At 57.3% G+C, this 17,434-nt stretch carries 17 protein-coding genes; 4 read left to right on the forward strand and 13 right to left on the reverse strand.

Going from position 1 to position 17,434, the window contains the following annotated elements; genetic code table 11:
- Positions 1-3: 3 nt before the first annotated feature.
- Positions 4-717, reverse strand: a complete 714-nt coding sequence (dsbC, locus tag ACLHDD_RS11890; RefSeq protein ID WP_427104270.1) for a bifunctional protein-disulfide isomerase/oxidoreductase DsbC — start codon at positions 715-717, stop codon at positions 4-6.
- Positions 718-738: 21 nt separating this feature from the next.
- The gene (xerD, locus tag ACLHDD_RS11895) at positions 739-1,632 is read right to left on the reverse strand and encodes a site-specific tyrosine recombinase XerD (RefSeq protein WP_427104271.1); all 894 of its coding nucleotides are present in this window, start codon (positions 1,630-1,632) and stop codon (positions 739-741) included.
- A gap of 102 nt (positions 1,633-1,734) precedes the next feature.
- On the opposite strand from xerD, the gene fldB reads away from it, so the two are divergent.
- Positions 1,735-2,253 (forward strand): flavodoxin FldB, encoded by a 519-nt coding sequence (gene fldB / locus ACLHDD_RS11900; protein WP_128083941.1) that lies wholly within the window; start codon positions 1,735-1,737, stop codon positions 2,251-2,253.
- A gap of 58 nt (positions 2,254-2,311) precedes the next feature.
- Here fldB and ACLHDD_RS11905 read toward each other — a convergent pair whose 3' ends face one another.
- Together ACLHDD_RS11905 and sdhE are read right to left on the reverse strand one after the other, a co-directional pair.
- Positions 2,312-2,722, reverse strand: a complete 411-nt coding sequence (locus ACLHDD_RS11905) for a protein YgfX (protein WP_427104272.1) — start codon at positions 2,720-2,722, stop codon at positions 2,312-2,314.
- Positions 2,697-2,963, reverse strand: coding sequence for an FAD assembly factor SdhE (gene sdhE, locus ACLHDD_RS11910; RefSeq protein ID WP_111142224.1), 267 nt, complete (start codon positions 2,961-2,963; stop codon positions 2,697-2,699). The genes ACLHDD_RS11905 and sdhE overlap by 26 nt, the downstream gene beginning before the upstream one ends.
- 226 nt (positions 2,964-3,189) lie before the next feature.
- Between sdhE and ygfZ the strand changes: the two genes are divergently transcribed.
- Positions 3,190-4,176 (forward strand): tRNA-modifying protein YgfZ, encoded by a 987-nt coding sequence (ygfZ, locus tag ACLHDD_RS11915; protein ID WP_427104273.1) that lies wholly within the window; start codon positions 3,190-3,192, stop codon positions 4,174-4,176.
- Between the two features lie 63 nt (positions 4,177-4,239).
- Here the strand turns inward: ygfZ and trhA are convergent, their stop codons facing one another.
- Entirely contained in the window at positions 4,240-4,905 is a 666-nt protein-coding gene (gene trhA / locus ACLHDD_RS11920; RefSeq protein ID WP_427104274.1) for a PAQR family membrane homeostasis protein TrhA, read from the reverse strand.
- Positions 4,906-5,072: 167 nt separating this feature from the next.
- On the opposite strand from trhA, the gene ACLHDD_RS11925 reads away from it, so the two are divergent.
- Both ACLHDD_RS11925 and ACLHDD_RS11930 read left to right on the forward strand, forming a co-directional pair.
- Positions 5,073-5,789: a MurR/RpiR family transcriptional regulator gene (locus ACLHDD_RS11925; protein ID WP_427104275.1), complete on the forward strand. Its 717-nt coding sequence runs from the start codon at positions 5,073-5,075 to the stop codon at positions 5,787-5,789.
- A gap of 115 nt (positions 5,790-5,904) precedes the next feature.
- Entirely contained in the window at positions 5,905-7,344 is a 1,440-nt protein-coding gene (locus ACLHDD_RS11930; protein WP_427104276.1) for a 6-phospho-beta-glucosidase, read from the forward strand.
- Positions 7,345-7,374: 30 nt separating this feature from the next.
- On the opposite strand, the gene ACLHDD_RS11935 is transcribed toward ACLHDD_RS11930, so the two are convergent.
- The 8 genes from ACLHDD_RS11935 to ACLHDD_RS11970 all read right to left on the reverse strand — a co-directional run bounded on the left by ACLHDD_RS11935 (position 7,375) and on the right by ACLHDD_RS11970 (position 17,409).
- Positions 7,375-8,118, reverse strand: a complete 744-nt coding sequence (locus ACLHDD_RS11935) for an SDR family oxidoreductase (RefSeq protein ID WP_427104277.1) — start codon at positions 8,116-8,118, stop codon at positions 7,375-7,377.
- A gap of 60 nt (positions 8,119-8,178) precedes the next feature.
- Positions 8,179-11,052: an aminomethyl-transferring glycine dehydrogenase gene (gcvP, locus tag ACLHDD_RS11940; protein WP_427104278.1), complete on the reverse strand. Its 2,874-nt coding sequence runs from the start codon at positions 11,050-11,052 to the stop codon at positions 8,179-8,181.
- Between the two features lie 80 nt (positions 11,053-11,132).
- On the reverse strand, positions 11,133-11,519 hold the full coding sequence (gene gcvH / locus ACLHDD_RS11945) for a glycine cleavage system protein GcvH (RefSeq protein WP_427104279.1): 387 nt from the start codon (positions 11,517-11,519) through the stop codon (positions 11,133-11,135).
- 23 nt (positions 11,520-11,542) lie between these two features.
- Positions 11,543-12,640, reverse strand: a complete 1,098-nt coding sequence (gcvT, locus tag ACLHDD_RS11950) for a glycine cleavage system aminomethyltransferase GcvT (RefSeq protein WP_427104280.1) — start codon at positions 12,638-12,640, stop codon at positions 11,543-11,545.
- A 430-nt stretch (positions 12,641-13,070) separates the two neighbouring features.
- Positions 13,071-14,273: an FAD-dependent 2-octaprenylphenol hydroxylase gene (gene ubiI / locus ACLHDD_RS11955; RefSeq protein WP_427104281.1), complete on the reverse strand. Its 1,203-nt coding sequence runs from the start codon at positions 14,271-14,273 to the stop codon at positions 13,071-13,073.
- Between the two features lie 13 nt (positions 14,274-14,286).
- Positions 14,287-15,465, reverse strand: a complete 1,179-nt coding sequence (gene ubiH / locus ACLHDD_RS11960) for a 2-octaprenyl-6-methoxyphenyl hydroxylase (RefSeq protein WP_427104282.1) — start codon at positions 15,463-15,465, stop codon at positions 14,287-14,289.
- On the reverse strand, positions 15,462-16,784 hold the full coding sequence (pepP, locus tag ACLHDD_RS11965; protein WP_427104283.1) for a Xaa-Pro aminopeptidase: 1,323 nt from the start codon (positions 16,782-16,784) through the stop codon (positions 15,462-15,464). Before pepP ends, ubiH begins: the two co-directional genes overlap by 4 nt.
- A 46-nt stretch (positions 16,785-16,830) precedes the next feature.
- Positions 16,831-17,409, reverse strand: a complete 579-nt coding sequence (locus tag ACLHDD_RS11970; RefSeq protein ID WP_427104284.1) for a YecA family protein — start codon at positions 17,407-17,409, stop codon at positions 16,831-16,833.
- Between the last annotated feature and the right edge of the window lie 25 nt (positions 17,410-17,434).

Consider the following 17,434-nt stretch of genomic DNA (forward strand, 5'->3'; position numbering starts at 1 on the left):
CGATTACCCACCACGTTTCTGATTGTCCAGCACCTGCTTCAGCTCCTGCGGCGACTGGTAGCCCGGGATCATCATGCCAGTGTCAGTCAGCATTGCAGGCGTGCCCTGAATACCGAACAGCACCCCCAGTTTATAATGCTGTGCAATGTCAATTTTGCAGCTGTCCGGGGCGGCCATCTTCGGTGCATTGCCTTTCATCGCCTCATCGAACGCTTTGTTGCGGTCAGCGCTACACCAGATCGCCTTCATCGCTGGTTCAATCTGGCCGTTCAGACCTTCGCGCGGGAACGCCAGGTAGCGCACGGTAATGCCCAGCGCATTGTAGTCGGCCATCTGCTCGTGCAGCTTGTGGCAGTAGCCGCAGGTGATATCGGTGAAGACCGTGATCACATGCTGCTCTTTCGGCGCTTTATAGACGATCATTTCCGGCACCAGCGCCTCAACCTTTTTGTCCAGTAGCTGGTTTGTGACGTTGACCGGCTGTTTGCCGCTGACGTCATAGAGCGGCCCCTGGATCATGTGCTTGCCGTCATCGGTGACGTAGAGCACGCCGCTTTCCGAGAGCACGGTTTTAAAACCGGGCAGCGGCGACGGGCTGATTTCGGTCTGGTTCAGACCAAGCTTTTTAAGGGATTGCTGAATGGCACTGTCATCGGCATGGGCCAGGCCGGAAAAGGCGCTGGCTAACAGGGCCAGCATCACGAAATGCTTGTTCATTTTTGTCCTTATGGCCGCGGTTCAGGCCCGCGGATGGTGTTGTTGATGCAACTGTCGCAAACGCTCAGTCGCAACGTGCGTATAAATCTGGGTGGTGGAGAGATCGCTGTGTCCCAGTAGCATCTGTACGACACGCAGATCGGCACCATGGTTCAGCAGATGGGTCGCAAAGGCATGGCGCATCACATGCGGCGATAGCTTCTCGCTGTCGATGCCTGCCAGCGTGGCGTAATGCTTGATGCGGTGCCAGAAAGTCTGCCGGGTCATCTGCTGCGCCCGGTTACTGGGAAACATCACGTCCAGCGTCTGACCGTTAAGCAGCCAGGGCCGGCCATGTTCCATATATTGCTCCAGCCAGTAAACCGCTTCTTCACCTAAAGGCACCAGGCGCTCTTTATCCCCTTTACCGATGACGCGAACAACGCCCTGGCGCAGGCTGATATCGCTGAGCGTCAGGCCCGTCAGTTCGGAAACGCGCAGGCCGGTGGCGTAAAGCAGCTCCAGCATCGCTTTGTCGCGCAGCTCCAGCGGAATATTTGTATCGGGAGCCTGCAACAGCCGCTCAACCTGCGCCTCGGTGAGATCTTTCGGCAGACGCTGCGGCAGTTTAGGTGCGGAAAGCAGCGCGCTCGGATCGTCCGGCCGCTGCTTTTCGCGGTAAAGATACTGGAACAGACGACGCATCGCGCTCAGCAGCCGTGCTGAGCTGGTCGCCTTGTAGCCGCCCTCCAGCCTTTCTGCCAGAAACTGCTGCAGATCCAGCGGTGTCACGCTCATCAATGTCAGCCCGTGATGCGCCAGCCAGCCTGTCAGCGTCTGCAGATCCTGACGATAGGAGGCGAGCGTGTTCTGCGCCAGATTGCGTTCAATCCAGAGCGCATCAAGAAACTGTTCTGTCAGTTCGCTGTCCTGCACGTTATCTCCGCCGTCTGGTGTAAAATCATGCTCATTATGCCTGATTCAGCAGCGCTTCTGGTACAATTGCGCCAGAGTCAGTATTTACAGAGTGTTATCTGCATGAAAATCGGTCTTTTTTACGGTTCCAGTACCTGTTACACCGAAATCGTAGCGGAGAAAATTCGCGATTTCATTGGCGAAGAGTTAGTGACGCTGCACAACGTGAAGGATGATGATCCGCGCCTGATGGAGCAGTACGATTTGCTGATCATGGGTATCCCGACCTGGGATTTCGGTGAGCTGCAGGAGGACTGGGAAGCGATCTGGACGCAGCTGCCCGCGCTGAACCTGCAGAATAAGATCGTCGCGCTGTATGGCATGGGCGATCAGATTGGCTACGGCGAGTGGTTTTTAGATGCACTCGGTATGCTGCACGATCTGCTGAAACCGATGGGCGTGCGTTTTGTCGGTTACTGGCCGCTTGAAGGCTATGAGTTCACCAGCCCGAAACCGCTGAGTGCCGATGGCTCACAGTTTGTGGGTCTGGCGCTGGATGACGTCAATCAGTTTGAGATCACCGATGAGCGCGTAGAGCAGTGGTGCGAACAGGTGTTAACCGAAACCGCCGGACTGCTTTAGCGCCCTCTGCCGGACGCAGGCCGGTGAAAGATCTGCGCCCTTTCCAGCCTGACTGCGTTCAGGGCTGCGCCCTGCTGAAGCAGCAGGCGCGTAACGCCCGCCATTCGCCAGGCTGCATACTGTCCTGCATCAGCCACCAGCGCAATACGTCACCCTGTTCGCTCTTCGCCACCAGCAGTACACCGGTCGGCAGCCAGCGCAGTGGCTGCACCGGCCGGAAGCGCTTTCCCTGCCAGATCCAGCAATGCATGCTTTCCCGCTGCAGCACGCCGCGCCGCTGCGCCAGCCGCCGGTAATGTTGCCAGCCCTCCGTCAGCAACAGCAGTATCACTGCGCTTTTGATAAGCCAAACGTCTGCAGGTAACGTCAGCAGTCCAATACCCGTGACCGCAGCCATCAGCCAGCCGCACAGTAATCCGTGCGCCAGCCGGGAAGGTCTCAGTTCACATTGCCACGGGGCCGCGATCATGGTTGCGCTGCTGGATCAGATTGACCATCCGCTTAAGTTCAGGATCTTTTGGCTCACCGTGATTCATCAGCCAGTTAAACAGATCGGGATCGTCACTCTTCAGCAGGGCTACAAACACCCGCTTATCGGTGTCGCTCAGCGTGTCATACTCAAATTTGAAGAACGGCATAATCGCCACATCCAGCTCCAGCATGCCGCGACGGCAGGCCCACTGAATACGTGATTTATCATTAATATCCATGCATCAGTTTCCACAGTTCACAACGTGGCGCCTAGTGTAACCTGGTTTAATCCCGCTCGCAGGCATGGCGTCTTATGCTGTGCAACCTGCCACATTTCAGGCCGGATCTTTTCAGGGTTATCACGCCTTTTGTGCGCCGTTTTCCGTAAACAGGTTGCATTGCCAGTCGGCTCTTTTAACATTGAAGACACTGTTCCGGATGAACCTTCTTACACAGGATATCTCCATGCCCACTTTTACTTTACCGCCGCGCCAGCCTGCCGCGTCGTCCCGTCTGCCGTTAACCCTGATGTCACTGGATAACTGGGCACTGGTTTCCATCACCGGTGCCGACAGCACCGCTTACCTGCAGGGTCAGCTGACGCTGGATGTTGCGTCACTGGATGCCGATCACCACTCACCCGCCGCGCACTGCGATGCAAAGGGCAAGATGTGGAGTAGCCTGCGCCTGTTTCATCGCGGAGAAGGCTATGCCTATCTGATCCGCCGTGCATTGCGCGACACCCAGCTGACCGAGTTAAAGAAATATGCGGTCTTTTCGAAAGTAACGATGGTTGCCGATGATGAGTCAGTGGTGCTGGGCGTGGCCGGATTTCAGGCGCGCGCTGCGCTGACCAGTCTGTTTGACAGCCTGCCCGACAGCGAAAAGCCGGTGGTGCAGCAGGGTGAGACCACGCTGCTCTGGTTCGCGTATCCGGCCGAACGCTTCCTGATTGTCACCTCACTGGCAGTAGCGGAGACGCTGAAGCAGAAGCTCAACGACGATGCGCAATTCAATGACAGTCAGCAGTGGCTGGCACTGGATATCGAAGCAGGGATTCCGGTAATCGATCCGGCCACCAGCGTGCAGTTTATTCCGCAGGCCACAAACCTGCAGGCGCTGGATGCCATCAGCTTTAAAAAGGGGTGCTATGCCGGTCAGGAGATGGTGGCCAGGGCCAAATATCGCGGTGCCAATAAGCGCGCGCTTTACTGGCTGGCAGGCCAGGCAAGCCATCTGCCCGAAGCGAATGGCTCACTGGAGCTGCAGATAGGCGATCGCTGGCGTCGTACCGGCAGCGTGCTGGCCGCGGTGCAGTTAGATGACGGCACCAGCTGGATTCAGGTGGTGCTCAACAACGATCTGGAGCCAGATAGCGTGCTGCGGGTTGAAGGGGATGAGGGCGGCCGTCTGACCATTCAGCCGCTGCCCTATTCGCTGGACGAAGGCTGATTCCGCCTGCTGGCCCTTCCGTTCAGTGGACGGGCCAGCACGGCTTAGCGGAACAGGCTGGCATCAGCGAACATAGAAGTAGATGGAGCAGAAATGGCAGAGGCTGCCGCCCAGTACAAATCCATGCCAGATGGCGTGGTTATAGGGAATGCGCCGCGCCACATAGAAAATGACCCCCAGCGAATAGACAATCCCGCCCGCCGCCAGCAGCCAGACGCAGCCCGGCGGCAGGATCATCGCCAGCTGATAAACCACGATCAGCGAAAGCCACCCCATGCAGAGATAGGTCACCAGCGAGAGCGCTTTAAAACGCTCGGCTATCGTGAGCTTAAACAGCACGCCAGAAAGCGCCAGCAGCCAGATAACCGCCATCAATCCGTAGGCCAACGGCGTTCGCAAACCGACCAGCAGAAACGGCGTATAGGTGCCGGCAATCAGCAGATAGATGGCGCAGTGATCCAGCTTTTTCAGCCAGGGCCTGACCGGGCCAGCAGGGATTGCGTGGTAAAGCGTCGAGGCGAGAAACAGCAGGATCATGCTGCCGCCATAGAGGCTATAACTGATAAACGTTAACGCGTCCGCCTGTCTTTCAACGGCCTGATGTAGCATCAGCACCAGCCCGACAATGCCGAAAAGGCAGCCGAGACCGTGACTGATACTGTTAGCGATTTCTTCTGCGAACCAGTCGCCCGCAGCGGACCGGGCTTTATGAGAGAGCGTCGTGGTCATTTCCATTTCCTGAGTAACACTGGCACTGAAATCACGCTCTTCAGCGTAACCAACATTTTTTTCAGTGTACAGTTGTACGCTAAAAATTTCTGCTGTGATTCTCTGTCCCTGATTTGCACGCTAAATCTGATAAGCTAACCACCGGTCAACTGTTCAACGAGTCACTCATGTTATCGCATCGCGATCTCGCCCGCCTTAACGATCTGGAAATGCAGGTCTATCAGTTCATCATTAAGCACCGTGAAAGCGTCAGCTATATGACGATTCGCGAACTGGCTGAGCAGACGGGCGTCTCTACCACCACCGTGCTGCGTTTCTGCCGCAAAATGGGCTGTGAAGGCTGGTCAGAATTCCGCATCCGTCTGCGATTGAACGAGCAGAGCCCGCCCTTGCTTAACACGGCAGGCGTCAGCGATATGCTGAGCTTTTTTAAAAGTATCAATAACCCTGAATTTGAAGATCTCATTGCGCAGGTTGCACAAAAGATTAATCAGGCGGAGCAGGTTTTCTTTATTGGCGTCGGCACCTCCGGCAGCCTGGCAAAATATGGCGCGCGTTTCTTTTCTAATCTCGGCAAATTCAGCCACGCGATTGACGATCCTTATTATCCCGTCACGCCTGACCTTTATGACAATGCTGTGGCGATTGTTCTTTCCGTTTCCGGTGAAACCGAAGAAATCCTGCGCATTGCCAGTCAGTTCAGCCTGAACAAGTGTAAGATCGTCGCCATTACCAACACGGAAAGCTGCTCGCTGGCAAAGCTGGCCGATTTCTCACTTTGCTATCATGTGCCGATTATCCGCACGGCAGATCATTGTGACATTACGACCCAGGTGCCGGTCACCTATATTATTGAAGCGATCGGTCGTCAGCTGGGAAAATAAAACAGCCTGTTTTTCAGATGTAACAAACGCAATATCCGGCGCACTGTTATATCGTGACTTTCTTTAGGTCCTTGCTACACTCAGCTCAATTTCACTATCCGCAACGGAGTCGTGCATGAGTGCAGAATTGCAGTTACCAAAGGGCTTTCTCTGGGGCGGCGCCGTCGCCGCGCATCAGGTTGAAGGCGGCTGGGATCAGGGTGGCAAAGGCGTAAGCATTGCTGATGTCCTCACCGGCGGTTCCCATGGCGTGGACCGGGAGATCACCGATGGCGTGCAGCCCGGCTGCTTTTATCCAAACCATCAGGGCGTGGAGTTTTATTCCCATTACAAACAGGATATCGCGCTGTTCGCCGAGATGGGCTTCAGATGTTTCCGCACTTCCATCGCCTGGACCCGCATCTTCCCCAACGGCGATGAGCAGCAGCCCAACGAAGCCGGCCTGCAGTTTTATGACGATCTGTTTGATGAACTGCTGAAGTATGGCATTGAACCGGTCATCACCCTGTCGCATTTTGAAATGCCTTATCACCTGGTGAAAGAGTATGGCGGCTGGCATAACCGCAAAGTGGTCGACTTCTTTGTGCGCTTCAGCGAAGTCGTGCTGAACCGCTATAAGAACAAGGTCAGGTACTGGATGACCTTTAACGAGATCAACAACCAGCGCAACTGGCAGTATCCGCTGTTTGGCTACTGCTGCTCAGGCGTGATCTTCACAGAGCATGAGAAGCCGGAACAGGCAATGTATCAGGTGATGCATCACCAGTTTGTTGCCAGCGCCCGGGTGGTGAAGCTCGGCCACGCCATCAACCCTGAGTTTAAGATTGGCTGCATGATCGCCATGGTGCCGGTCTATCCCTTCTCCTGCCATCCGGATGATGTTGTGCTGGCTCAGGAAGCGATGCATCAGCGTTATGTCTTCAGTGACGTGCAGATGCGCGGTGCCTACCCGGCCTACACCCTTAAAGAGTGGGCGCGCAAAGGCTATGACATTCAGATGGAAGCTGACGATGCCCGCACGCTGCGCGAGGGATGCGCAGACTATGTGGGCTTCAGCTACTACATGAGTAATGCCGTGAAGACGGATGCCAGCGGTGTTGACGATCCTATTACCGGCTTTGAAGGTGTGGTGAAGAACCCGCATGTAAAAGCCTCAGACTGGGGCTGGCAGATTGACCCGGTGGGTCTGCGCTATGTTCTGAACGATCTGTATGAACGCTACCAGAAACCGCTGTTTATTGTGGAGAATGGCTTTGGCGCTATCGATAAGCCCAATGCCGATGGTGTGATTGAAGATGACTACCGCATCGACTACCTGCGCGCGCATATTGAAGAGATGAAGAAAGCCGTCACCTGGGATGGCGTAGACCTGATGGGTTATACGCCATGGGGCTGTCTGGACTGTGTCTCTTTTACCACCGGTCAGTACGACAAGCGTTACGGCTTCATTCACGTGAACAAAAACGATGACGGCAGCGGTGATTTTTCCCGAGCGAAGAAGAAGAGCTTCAGCTGGTATCAGCAGGTTATCGCCAGCAACGGCGAAAACCTGTAACGCCTTGCGCCCGCCCCCGGGCAATGCGGATTAACGGCCACCGGCAGCGTCAATGATGCTGCCGGTGACATAAGAAGCTGCCTCGCTGGCCAGCCAGACGATAGCTTCTGCTACCTCTTCGGCTCTGCCGCCCCGTCCCATCGGGATTGCGCTGGCCAGCCGATCCACTCTGCCTGGCTCGCCGCCATCGGCATGCATCTCTGTGTAGATGAATCCCGGCCGGACACCATTCACCCGAATCCCCTGCTGCGCCACTTCCAGTGATAAACCTTTAGTCAGCGTATCCATCGCCCCTTTTGAGGCGGCGTAATCAACATATTCGCCTGGCGCACCGATACGGGATGCCGCTGATGAGACATTGACGATCGCCCCGCCCTGACCGCCATGATGGGTGCCCATTCGCTTCACCGCCTCGCGACAGCAGAGAAAGGTGCCGATAACGTTAGTGGCAAATACCTTCTGCAGGCGCGCCATATCCAGATCTTCGGTACGGCACTGCTGAAACAGAATCCCGGCATTGTTCACCAGCAGCGTCAGCGGTTCCGGCTGCTGGTCGAGCTGCGCAAAGAGCGCCATCACTTCCGCTTCATCGCTGATGTCTGCCCGGATAGCAAAGGCGTCACCGCCCTGCTGCCGGATCTGCGCCACCACCTGCCGGGCTTCCTCTTCACGCTGATGATAGTTCACCGCGACCCGGTATCCCCGGGCGGCCAGCAACTGCGCGGTGGCCCGTCCGATGCCCCGGCTGCCGCCCGTTACCAGTGCCAGTTTCATGCTGCTTCTCCTAAAAAAAAGGGCCGACGAATCGGCCCGGTGGGGTGATGACTCTGCGCGTTACTGATAGTCGCTCATCGGCACACAGGAGCAGAACAGGTTACGGTCACCAAAAACATCATCCAGACGCTTTACCGTTGGCCAGTATTTGTTATGGCTGCCTGCCGGGAAGACCGCCAGTTCACGGCTGTAAGGGTGCGACCACTCACTGACGATTTCCAGCTGAGTATGGGGCGCATTCACCAGCGGGTTGTCGTCCAGCGGCCACTCTCCTGCAGCCACCCGGTCGATCTCCATGCGGATAGCCAGCATCGCGTCGATAAAACGATCCAGTTCAATTTTGCTCTCTGACTCTGTCGGCTCGACCATCAGGGTACCCGCGACCGGGAACGACATGGTCGGTGCATGGAAGCCGAAATCAATCAGGCGTTTCGCAATATCCAGCTCACTGATACCGGTCTGCTCTTTCAGCGGACGGATGTCGAGAATACATTCGTGCGCCACACGCCCGTCACGACCGGTATAGAGTACCGGATAGGCGGACTTCAGGCGGCTGGCAATGTAGTTGGCGTTCAGAATCGCTACCGAACTGGCCTGTTTCAATCCCTCTGCGCCCATCATACGAATGTACATCCAGCTGATTGGCAGGATAGAGGCGCTGCCAAACGGCGCTGCGGAGACGGCCCCCTGCTGCGTCAGGATATCGTCGATCTGTACGACGCTGTGTCCCGGAACAAAGGGCGCGAGGTGCGCTTTTACGCCAATCGGGCCCATGCCCGGGCCGCCGCCGCCGTGCGGGATGCAGAAGGTTTTATGCAGGTTCAGGTGCGAGACATCCGCGCCGATATAACCCGGCGTGGTGATGCCGACCTGCGCGTTCATGTTTGCACCATCCAGATAAACCTGACCGCCATACTGATGCACAATCTGGCACACTTCGCGGATCGTCTCTTCATAGACGCCGTGCGTGGACGGATACGTCACCATGATACAGGAGAGTTTATCGCCCGCCTGCGCCGCTTTTTCACGCAGATCGTTGAGGTCGATGTTGCCCTGCTTGTCACAGGCCACCACCACCACGTCCATGCCCGCCATCTGCGCGGAAGCCGGGTTGGTGCCGTGCGCCGAATTTGGAATCAGGCAGAGATGGCGATCGCTCTCGCCACGGCTTTCATGGTAACGACGAATGGCCAGCAGCCCGGCATATTCGCCCTGCGCGCCCGAGTTAGGCTGCATACAGAGCGCATCATAGCCGGTGAGCTGTACCAGCCACTGCGAAAGCTGGCCGATCATCTGCAGGTAGCCGGTGGCCTGCTCTGCCGGGCAGAACGGATGCAGCTCCGCAAATTCCGGCCAGGTGATCGGAATCATTTCGGCGGCGGCGTTGAGCTTCATGGTGCAGGAGCCGAGGGGGATCATCGCCTGGTTCAGCGCCAGATCCTTTTTCTCCAGGCTGTGCATGTAACGCATCATCTCGGTTTCGCTATGATGACGGTTGAAGACCGGGTGGGTCAGAATCTCACTCTGACGCTGCAGCCCCGCCGGAATCGCGTGGCCTGCGAGGGCGACGTCGCTGTCGAGCGCGTCCAGATTCTGACCGTGGTCATCGCCCAGCAGAATCTCGAACAGCGCCAGGATATCGTCACGGCAGGTGGTTTCATCCAGCGTGATACCCACCGCGTTGTGGATGTCGCTGCGCAGGTTTACGCCAAAGCTCAGTGCGCGATTCAGCACGGCGGCTTTATCCGCCACGTCGACCGTCAGCGTGTCGAACCAGTGCTGATGGCGCAGCGTCAGGCCGCCCTGCTGCAGTCCCGCCGCCAAAATGCTGGTGAAGCGATGAATGCGCGAGGCGATGCGTTTCAGACCCGCCGGGCCATGGAACACCGCATAGAGACCGGCGATGTTGGCCAGCAGTACCTGCGAGGTACAGATGTTGGAGTTGGCCTTTTCACGGCGGATATGCTGTTCGCGGGTCTGCATTGCCATACGCAGCGCGGTGTTGCCTGCGGCATCGCGCGACACTCCGATGATACGGCCGGGCATAGAACGCTTATGCTCGTCGCGGCTGGCGAAGAAGGCGGCGTGCGGGCCGCCATAACCCATAGGCACCCCAAAACGCTGGGCTGAACCAAAGACAATGTCTGCGCCCTGCCTGCCCGGCGCCTCCAGTAAGACCAGCGACATAAAGTCCGCCGCCATGCTTACCACCACTTTGCGCGCTTTCAGTTCGCCAATCAGCGCGCTGTAATCATGCGTGTCGCCAGTGGTGCCGACCTGTTGCAGCAGCACGCCAAACAGGTCCTCATGCTCAGCCGCTTTTTCTGCACGATCCACGATCAGTTCAAAGCCAAAGGTTTCCGCACGGGTGCGGACCACATCCAGCGTCTGCGGATGAATATCATCGGCAATAAAAAATTTGTTGGCGTTTTTGAGCTTGCTGACGCGTTTTGCCATCGCCATCGCTTCCGCCGCGGCGGTCGCCTCATCCAGCAGAGAGGCCGAGGCGATATCCATGCCGGTAAGGTCCAGCGTCAGCTGCTGGAAGTTCAGCAGTGCTTCCAGACGGCCCTGGGAAACTTCCGGCTGATAAGGAGTATAAGCCGTGTACCAGCCCGGATTCTCCAGCATATTACGCAGAATCACTGGTGGCGTGATCACCGCGCTGTATCCCATCCCAATCCAGGATTTGTAACGCAGGTTCTGGCTGGCCATCGCTTTCAGCTCCGCCAGCGCCTGCTGTTCCGTGACGGCATCGCCCACCGCGGGCGGGCCCGGTAGCTGAATGTCTGCCGGCACAATCGTACCGATCAGCGCCTCCAGCGAGCGGGCACCAATGGCTTCGAGCATTAGCGCCTGCTGCTCAGGTGAAGGACCAATATGGCGCTCGATGAAAGCACCGTTGTGTTCAAGCTGGCTGAGAGTCTGAGTCATTAGCAGTAAATCCTGAATCGGGCTGGGGGAACCGAAGATCAAAAAGAAATCTGCGGCCTCGCTGCGAGGCCGCCTGACGACTACTCGTCGATGGAGGCTTTATACGCATCGGCATCCAGCAGCGAGTCGATTTCAGACTCGTCGCTGGCTTTGAGTTTAAATAACCAGCCACCGTCATAGGGTTCGCTGTTGACCTGCTCAGGTGAGTCGGTCAGCGCGTCATTGACCGCGACCACTTCGCCGCTGATCGGCGCATAAATATCTGAAGCGGCTTTAACAGACTCGGCGACCGCGCACTCTTCACCTGCGGCAAAGGTCGCGCCCACTTCCGGCAGGTCGACGAACACCATGTCGCCCAGTAATTCCTGCGCATGTTCCGTGATACCCACGGTGTAGCTGCCGTCGGCTTCTTTACGCACCCACTCGTGGCTGTCACGGTACTTCAACGTATTTGGCACATTGCTCATTGGCCATTTCTCCTGAATAAAATTTACTGAGCGACCGGTTTACCAGCGCGGACAAAAACGGGACGGGTTACCTGGACCGGCATCTGACGGTTACGGATCTCAACAATGGCGCTGCTGCCGACGCTGGCCGGCACGCGCGCCAGGGCAATGCTGCAACCCAGTGTCGGTGAGAACGAGCCACTGGTAATGATCCCCTCCTGCAACTGCCCCTGACTATCGGTGAAGCGCACCGGCAGGCCGTTGCGCAGCACCCCTTTTTCCCTGAGGATTAGCCCCACCAGCTTGTCGGTACCCCGTTCACGCTGCACTTCCAGCGCTTCCCGTCCGATAAAATCGCGATCGGCAGGTTCCCAGCTGAGGGTCCAGCCCATATTCGCGGCCAGCGGTGACACGCTTTCATCCATCTCCTGACCATAGAGATTCATACCCGCTTCCAGGCGCAGCGTATCGCGCGCCCCCAGGCCGGCGGGCTTCACGCCTGCCGCCAGCAGACGCTGCCAGAACCCGGCCGCTTCCGTAGCGGGCAAGGCAATCTCATAGCCTGCTTCACCGGTATAGCCGGTAGTGGCGATAAACAGGTCGCCTGACGCCACACCGAAGAAGGGCTTCATGCCCGCCACAGCCTCGCGTTGCGCCTCAGTAAACAGCGTCTGCGCTTTCTGCTGCGCCTCTGGCCCCTGCACGGCGATCAAGGCCAGGTCATCGCGTTCAGTCAGCGTGATGCCATAGCCTTCAGCGTGCTGCGCGATCCAGGCGAGATCTTTTTCACGGGTCGCGGAGTTAACCACCAGCCGGAAAAAATCCTCGCTCATAAAGTAAACAATTAAATCGTCAATGACGCCACCAGAGGCATTCAGCATGCCGGAATAGAGCGCTTTGCCCGGCTGCGTCAGCTTTGCCACATCGTTTGCCAGCAGATAACGCAGGAATTCGCGGGTGCGCGGACCTGTCAGATCGATAATGGTCATGTGGGAGACGTCAAACATGCCGGCGTCGGTGCGCACTACATGATGCTCATCCATCTGTGAGCCATAGTGCAGCGGCATCATCCAGCCGTGGAAATCCACCATGCGGGCACCGCAGGCCTGATGCTGTTCAAACAGAGGTGTTTGCTGAGTCATAACGATCCTGTGCAGAAGCGAGTGAGTGCAAAAGTGCGCCGGATTCCAGCACCGACGCAAACGTTCTCTTATGACTGACGTTACCACCGAATCTGAGGATTAACCATAAGCAAACCGGGGGCGAAATCAGAAGCACAGCCTAACCAGAAAGGCGCGTCAGCAGGATAAAAAACTGCGATTTTGTGATTAATCGCGCAATAAATGCAGGGCTTTTAAATATACGCAGCAAATTTATGCGAGAGGGCGTCCGGGATGTTAAAAAAATACCAGACGCATAAACGTCATGAATGAAAAAAACTAATGCGAATTGTGCGGCAAAATTAGAATAAATCAAATGAGGAACCCTGCTGGTGCAGCGTTGCCTTTTTATGGTGCAGCGGAGTTTCAGCGATAAAAAAAGCCAGCGCAGGCTGGCTTTCAGAGGGGGGAATTAGCGGAGCCAGGCGGGCAAATCGTTCAGCCCCATCGCCTGCTTCAGCATCATCGGTTTGACGCCCGGCAGACGATCGGCCAGTTTCAGGCCCACATCACGCAGCAGTTTTTTTGCCGGATGATTGCCCGCAAACATTTCACGGAAGCCCTGCATGCCCGCCAGCATCATGGCCGCGCTGTGCTTGCGACTGCGCTCATAACGGCGCAGATAGAGGTGCTGACCGATATCTTTACCCTGCTGATGCAGGCGACGAATTTCACCAATCAGCTCAGCGGCATCCATGAAGCCCAGGTTCACGCCCTGGCCAGCCAGCGGATGAATGGTGTGCGCCGCATCGCCCACCAGCGCCAGACGGTGAGCAGCGAACTGACGGGCATAGCGCGCCACCAGCGGGAATGATTTGCGTTCACTCTCCAGCTGGCACAAGCCAAGCCGCATATCAAACGCCACAGAGAGCTGCTGATTGAACAGCGCGTCAGGCATGGTTTCCAGGCGACTCGCCTCCTGTGGCGCGAGCGACCAGACGATCGAACTCAGGTGCAGGTCCTGCATCGGCAGGAAAGCCAGAATGCCGTCGCCGTGAAACACCTGACGGGCTACCGCATCGTGCGGCTTTTCCGTGCGGACGTTGGCCACTAATGCGTGATGATCATAATCCCAGAAGGTCAGCGGAATGTCGGCCTTGTTACGTAGCCAGGAGTGAGCACCGTCCGCAGCAATCATCAGCCGCGCACTCAGCATGGTGCCATCCTGCAGGGTAATAAAGGCTTCATTGTCACCAAAAGCAACCTGCTGAAGCTGTGCAGGTGCCATGATCGTAACGTCGCTGCAGCCGCTGGCACGCTGCCAGAGCGCATGGTGAATGACCGGATTTTCGATGATATGCCCCAGATGCGACAGGCCCTGCTGCTGATCATCAAAGGCAATGCTGCCGAAACTGTCTTTGTCCCACACTTCCATGCCGTGATACGCGCTGGCACGCTGTGAGAGAATGGCCGACCAGACATCGAGCTTCTGTAGCAGCCGTTCGCTGGCGGCATTGATTGCTGACACGCGAATTGAGGGTGACGCACTCAGTGCCATCGGTGGCTCCGGTGCTTTCTCCAGCACGGCGACGCGCAGTCCACTGCCCTGTAAGCCACAGGCCACTGCCAGTCCTACCATACCGCCACCGGCAATCACCACATCAAAAGTTTGCATCTGAGCCTCTTTATTAACGCTTAACCCAGCCAAGCGTACGCTCGGCCAGTTGATTTCGTAGCCACGGCAGATGATCCATTGCCAGCAGACCCAGGTTACGTCCCGCAATCAGCGGACCATAACGATTCGCGAAGACGCGCACCAGCCCATCGGTGATGCCGATGGTGGTGGCGCGGTCGGCCTGGCGACGCTGCTGGTAGCGATGCAGCACCGGATAACTGCCGGAATCCTGCTGTTGCCGATGGGCGGCGGCCAGGGTTTCAGCCAGTGACATCACATCGCGCAGCCCCAGGTTAAAGCCCTGCCCGGCAATCGGATGCAGCGTCTGGGCCGCGTTGCCGACGACCGCCACGCGATGCGCGACCGGTGACACCGCCTGGTGCAGCGCCAGTGGATAATAGTCACGCCGGCCGGTGTGGGTAAATTTACCCAGTCGCCAGCCAAAGGCGCGCTGCAGCTGACTGAGAAATTCGGCATCGCTCCACTGTGAAATCAGGTCGCGCTGCGTGTCCGGAAGACACCAGACCAGCGACAGACGGTTGTCAGACATCGGCAGCAGCGCCAGCGGGCCATGCTCAGTGAAGCGCTCAAACGCGCGCCCCTGATGCGGCAGCGCCGCAGAGACGTTGGCGATCACCGCGATTTGCTGATACGCCTCACTCTGCCACTGGATGCCGCACGCGGCGGCCAGCGCAGAGCGCGTCCCATCTGCCGCGATCAGCAGCTGGCCACTGAGACGCTCATCATTATCCAGTGTCACTTCAACCTGCTGCGCAGTGCGTTCCGCCCGGACTACGCGGGCCGGACAGCGCAGGGTAATCCCCGGCGCTTTTTCGAGTTCCGCAAACAGCCGCTGACCTACGTCGAACAGCCCGACCACCTGCCCCAGCGCCGGAATAGCGTAGTCCGCCGCCGCCAGCGAGACAAAACCAGCGTGACCACGGTCGGAAACATGGATATGGGTAATCGGCGTGGCACAACCGGCAATAGTCTGCCAGAGGTTAATATCCGCCAGTTGCTGGCAGGTACCGGCAGAGAGCGCAATCGCACGGCCATCAAAACCCGGATGCGCACGGCTGCCTGGCTCACTGCTTTCAATCAGCGTAACCGGCAGTGTGCCCTGAGTCAGATGGGAGATCGCCAGCGCCAGCGTCGCCCCGGTCATACCGCCACCGGCAATCAGAATCGTCATGCCTGTCGTGCCGCCGCCATCAGTGCTTCAATCTCATCGGCCTCTTTCACAACGCTGTCGGTGAGATTTTCAATGCCGGTTTCGGTGATCACGATGTCATCTTCAATGCGGATACCAATACCGCGATAGCGGGCAGGCACATCCGCATCCGGCGCGATATAGAGGCCCGGCTCAACGGTTAACACCATACCAGGCTCCAGAATCCGGTCGCGGCTCGGGGTGCCGTAGTGACCGACATCATGCACATCCAGACCCAGCCAGTGGCTCAGGCCATGCATGAAGAATGCGCGGTGCGCCTCTTCAGCGATCAGGGTATCAACATCACCGTCCAGAATCTCCAGCTCCACCAGCCCTGTAACCATGATGCGTACCACTTCATCATTGACTTCACGGATGCTGACGCCAGGTCGGAACAGCTCAAGAGAGCGCTTCAGTGAGGCGAGAACAATGTCATAAATGGCACGCTGGGCCGGGCTGAATTTGCCGTTCACCGGGAAGGTTCGGGTGATATCGCCTGCATAGCCCTGGAACTCGCAGCCCGCGTCGATCAGCACCAGATCGCCGTCGCGCATCTCACTTTCGTTTTCGGTGTAGTGCAGGATGCAGCCATTTTCGCCCGCGCCCACAATGGTGTTATAGGAGGGATAACGTGCGCCGTGACGGGTAAATTCGTGATGGATTTCCCCTTCGAGCTGATACTCATACATGCCAGGCTGACAGGCCTGCATCGCGCGGGTATGCGCCAGCGCGGTGATCTCTCCGGCACGGCGTAACAGCGCGATCTCATCCTCATCTTTAAACAGGCGCATCTCATGCACCCAGGGACGCCAGTCTGTGACGGTTGCTGGCGCGCTGAGATTCTGACGGAAACCGCGACGCAGCTTTTCCAGTGCGCCGGACACCAGCGCATCCGCATAGGCATACTCGCCCTGCGCATGGTAAATCACATCCAGGCCGTTGAGCAGCAGGTGAAGCTGTTCGCCGATATCATTCCAGGGTAACGCGCGATCGACGCCCAGCTTTTCCGGTGCCGCCTGCTGGCCCAGCCGGCGGCCAAACCAGATTTCTGCATTGAGATCGCGTACCCGGTTAAACAGCACGCTGTGGTTATGATTTTCATCGCTTTTAATCAGCACCAGCAGCGCCTGCGGTTCATTAAACCCGGTGAAATACCAGAAATCGCTGCTCTGGCGGAACGGATACTCACTGTCGTTACTGCGCGTAACTTCAGGCGCAGCAAAAATTAACGCTGCGCTTCCTGGTGCCATCTTCGCCAGCAGCGCCTGACGACGCTTCTGAAAACGTTCCAGTGAAATCATCTCTGCACTCCCTGTAAACTGACCGGTTAAACTCGTTGCCCTGAAATTAGTGTAGCGTCGGCTTCTGGACTTCGGGGGCAGTGGGCTGCCGGCGAGTAAAGGTGTCGTGACACAGCAGTGCCGCCACGCGCACATATTCGATCACCTCTTCAAGCGACTGCTCCAGTTCTTCCTGGTCTTCATCTTCTTCATAACCAAGCTGTGCAATCGTACGCAGGTCATCAATCGCTTCACCGGTTTCGCCCGTGACCTTATCCAGTTTAGGCTGGGTTACACCCAGGCCGAGCAGAAAATGGTTAACCCAGCCAGCCAGCGCATCGGCGCGGTCAAAGACGGTAATGTCATCGTCAGCGGGCAGAAGCAGCTGAAACAGAAAACCGTCGTCTTCCAGCGTGGTCGCCGTATGTTCGTGCAGCGCCGCCAGCGGCACGGCAAGAGTGTGTGAAAACGCCATGCCTTCGTTAGCCAGATCGTGTACCAGCGTTTTCCAGCTGGTGTCCTGGTTACCGCCGCAAAGGATGCCGCTCAGGAGGCCATGCATTTCTGCTGGCGTCATTCCTACACCCTGCTGTGAGAGTATGGCGGCAAGCGCGTTGTAATCGGGGGTTGCGTTCTGTAAGGACATAAGTTTTCATCGTCGTTGGCAGAAT

Source organism: Pantoea sp. NSTU24 (genome assembly GCF_050157905.1).
Taxonomy (GTDB): Bacteria; Pseudomonadota; Gammaproteobacteria; order Enterobacterales; family Enterobacteriaceae; genus Pantoea.

Excerpts from the sequence above, each read along its gene's own strand:
- dsbC (WP_427104270.1), bottom strand. The coding sequence starts at position 717 with ATGAACAAGCATTTCGTGATGCTGGCCCTGTTAGCCAGCGCCTTTTCC.
- ACLHDD_RS11970 (WP_427104284.1), bottom strand. The coding sequence starts at position 17,409 with ATGTCCTTACAGAACGCAACCCCCGATTACAACGCGCTTGCCGCCATA.
- ACLHDD_RS11905 (WP_427104272.1), bottom strand. The coding sequence starts at position 2,722 with ATGATCGCGGCCCCGTGGCAATGTGAACTGAGACCTTCCCGGCTGGCG.
- gcvT (WP_427104280.1), bottom strand. The coding sequence starts at position 12,640 with ATGACTCAGCAAACACCTCTGTTTGAACAGCATCAGGCCTGCGGTGCC.
- ubiH (WP_427104282.1), bottom strand. The coding sequence starts at position 15,465 with ATGACGATTCTGATTGCCGGTGGCGGTATGACCGGGGCGACGCTGGCG.
- ACLHDD_RS11925 (WP_427104275.1), top strand. The coding sequence starts at position 5,073 with ATGTTATCGCATCGCGATCTCGCCCGCCTTAACGATCTGGAAATGCAG.
- ygfZ (WP_427104273.1), top strand. The coding sequence starts at position 3,190 with ATGCCCACTTTTACTTTACCGCCGCGCCAGCCTGCCGCGTCGTCCCGT.
- gcvP (WP_427104278.1), bottom strand. The coding sequence starts at position 11,052 with ATGACTCAGACTCTCAGCCAGCTTGAACACAACGGTGCTTTCATCGAG.
- ubiI (WP_427104281.1), bottom strand. The coding sequence starts at position 14,273 with ATGCAAACTTTTGATGTGGTGATTGCCGGTGGCGGTATGGTAGGACTG.
- sdhE (WP_111142224.1), bottom strand. The coding sequence starts at position 2,963 with ATGGATATTAATGATAAATCACGTATTCAGTGGGCCTGCCGTCGCGGC.
- pepP (WP_427104283.1), bottom strand. The coding sequence starts at position 16,784 with ATGATTTCACTGGAACGTTTTCAGAAGCGTCGTCAGGCGCTGCTGGCG.
- fldB (WP_128083941.1), top strand. The coding sequence starts at position 1,735 with ATGAAAATCGGTCTTTTTTACGGTTCCAGTACCTGTTACACCGAAATC.
- ACLHDD_RS11930 (WP_427104276.1), top strand. The coding sequence starts at position 5,905 with ATGAGTGCAGAATTGCAGTTACCAAAGGGCTTTCTCTGGGGCGGCGCC.
- ACLHDD_RS11935 (WP_427104277.1), bottom strand. The coding sequence starts at position 8,118 with ATGAAACTGGCACTGGTAACGGGCGGCAGCCGGGGCATCGGACGGGCC.
- trhA (WP_427104274.1), bottom strand. The coding sequence starts at position 4,905 with ATGACCACGACGCTCTCTCATAAAGCCCGGTCCGCTGCGGGCGACTGG.
- gcvH (WP_427104279.1), bottom strand. The coding sequence starts at position 11,519 with ATGAGCAATGTGCCAAATACGTTGAAGTACCGTGACAGCCACGAGTGG.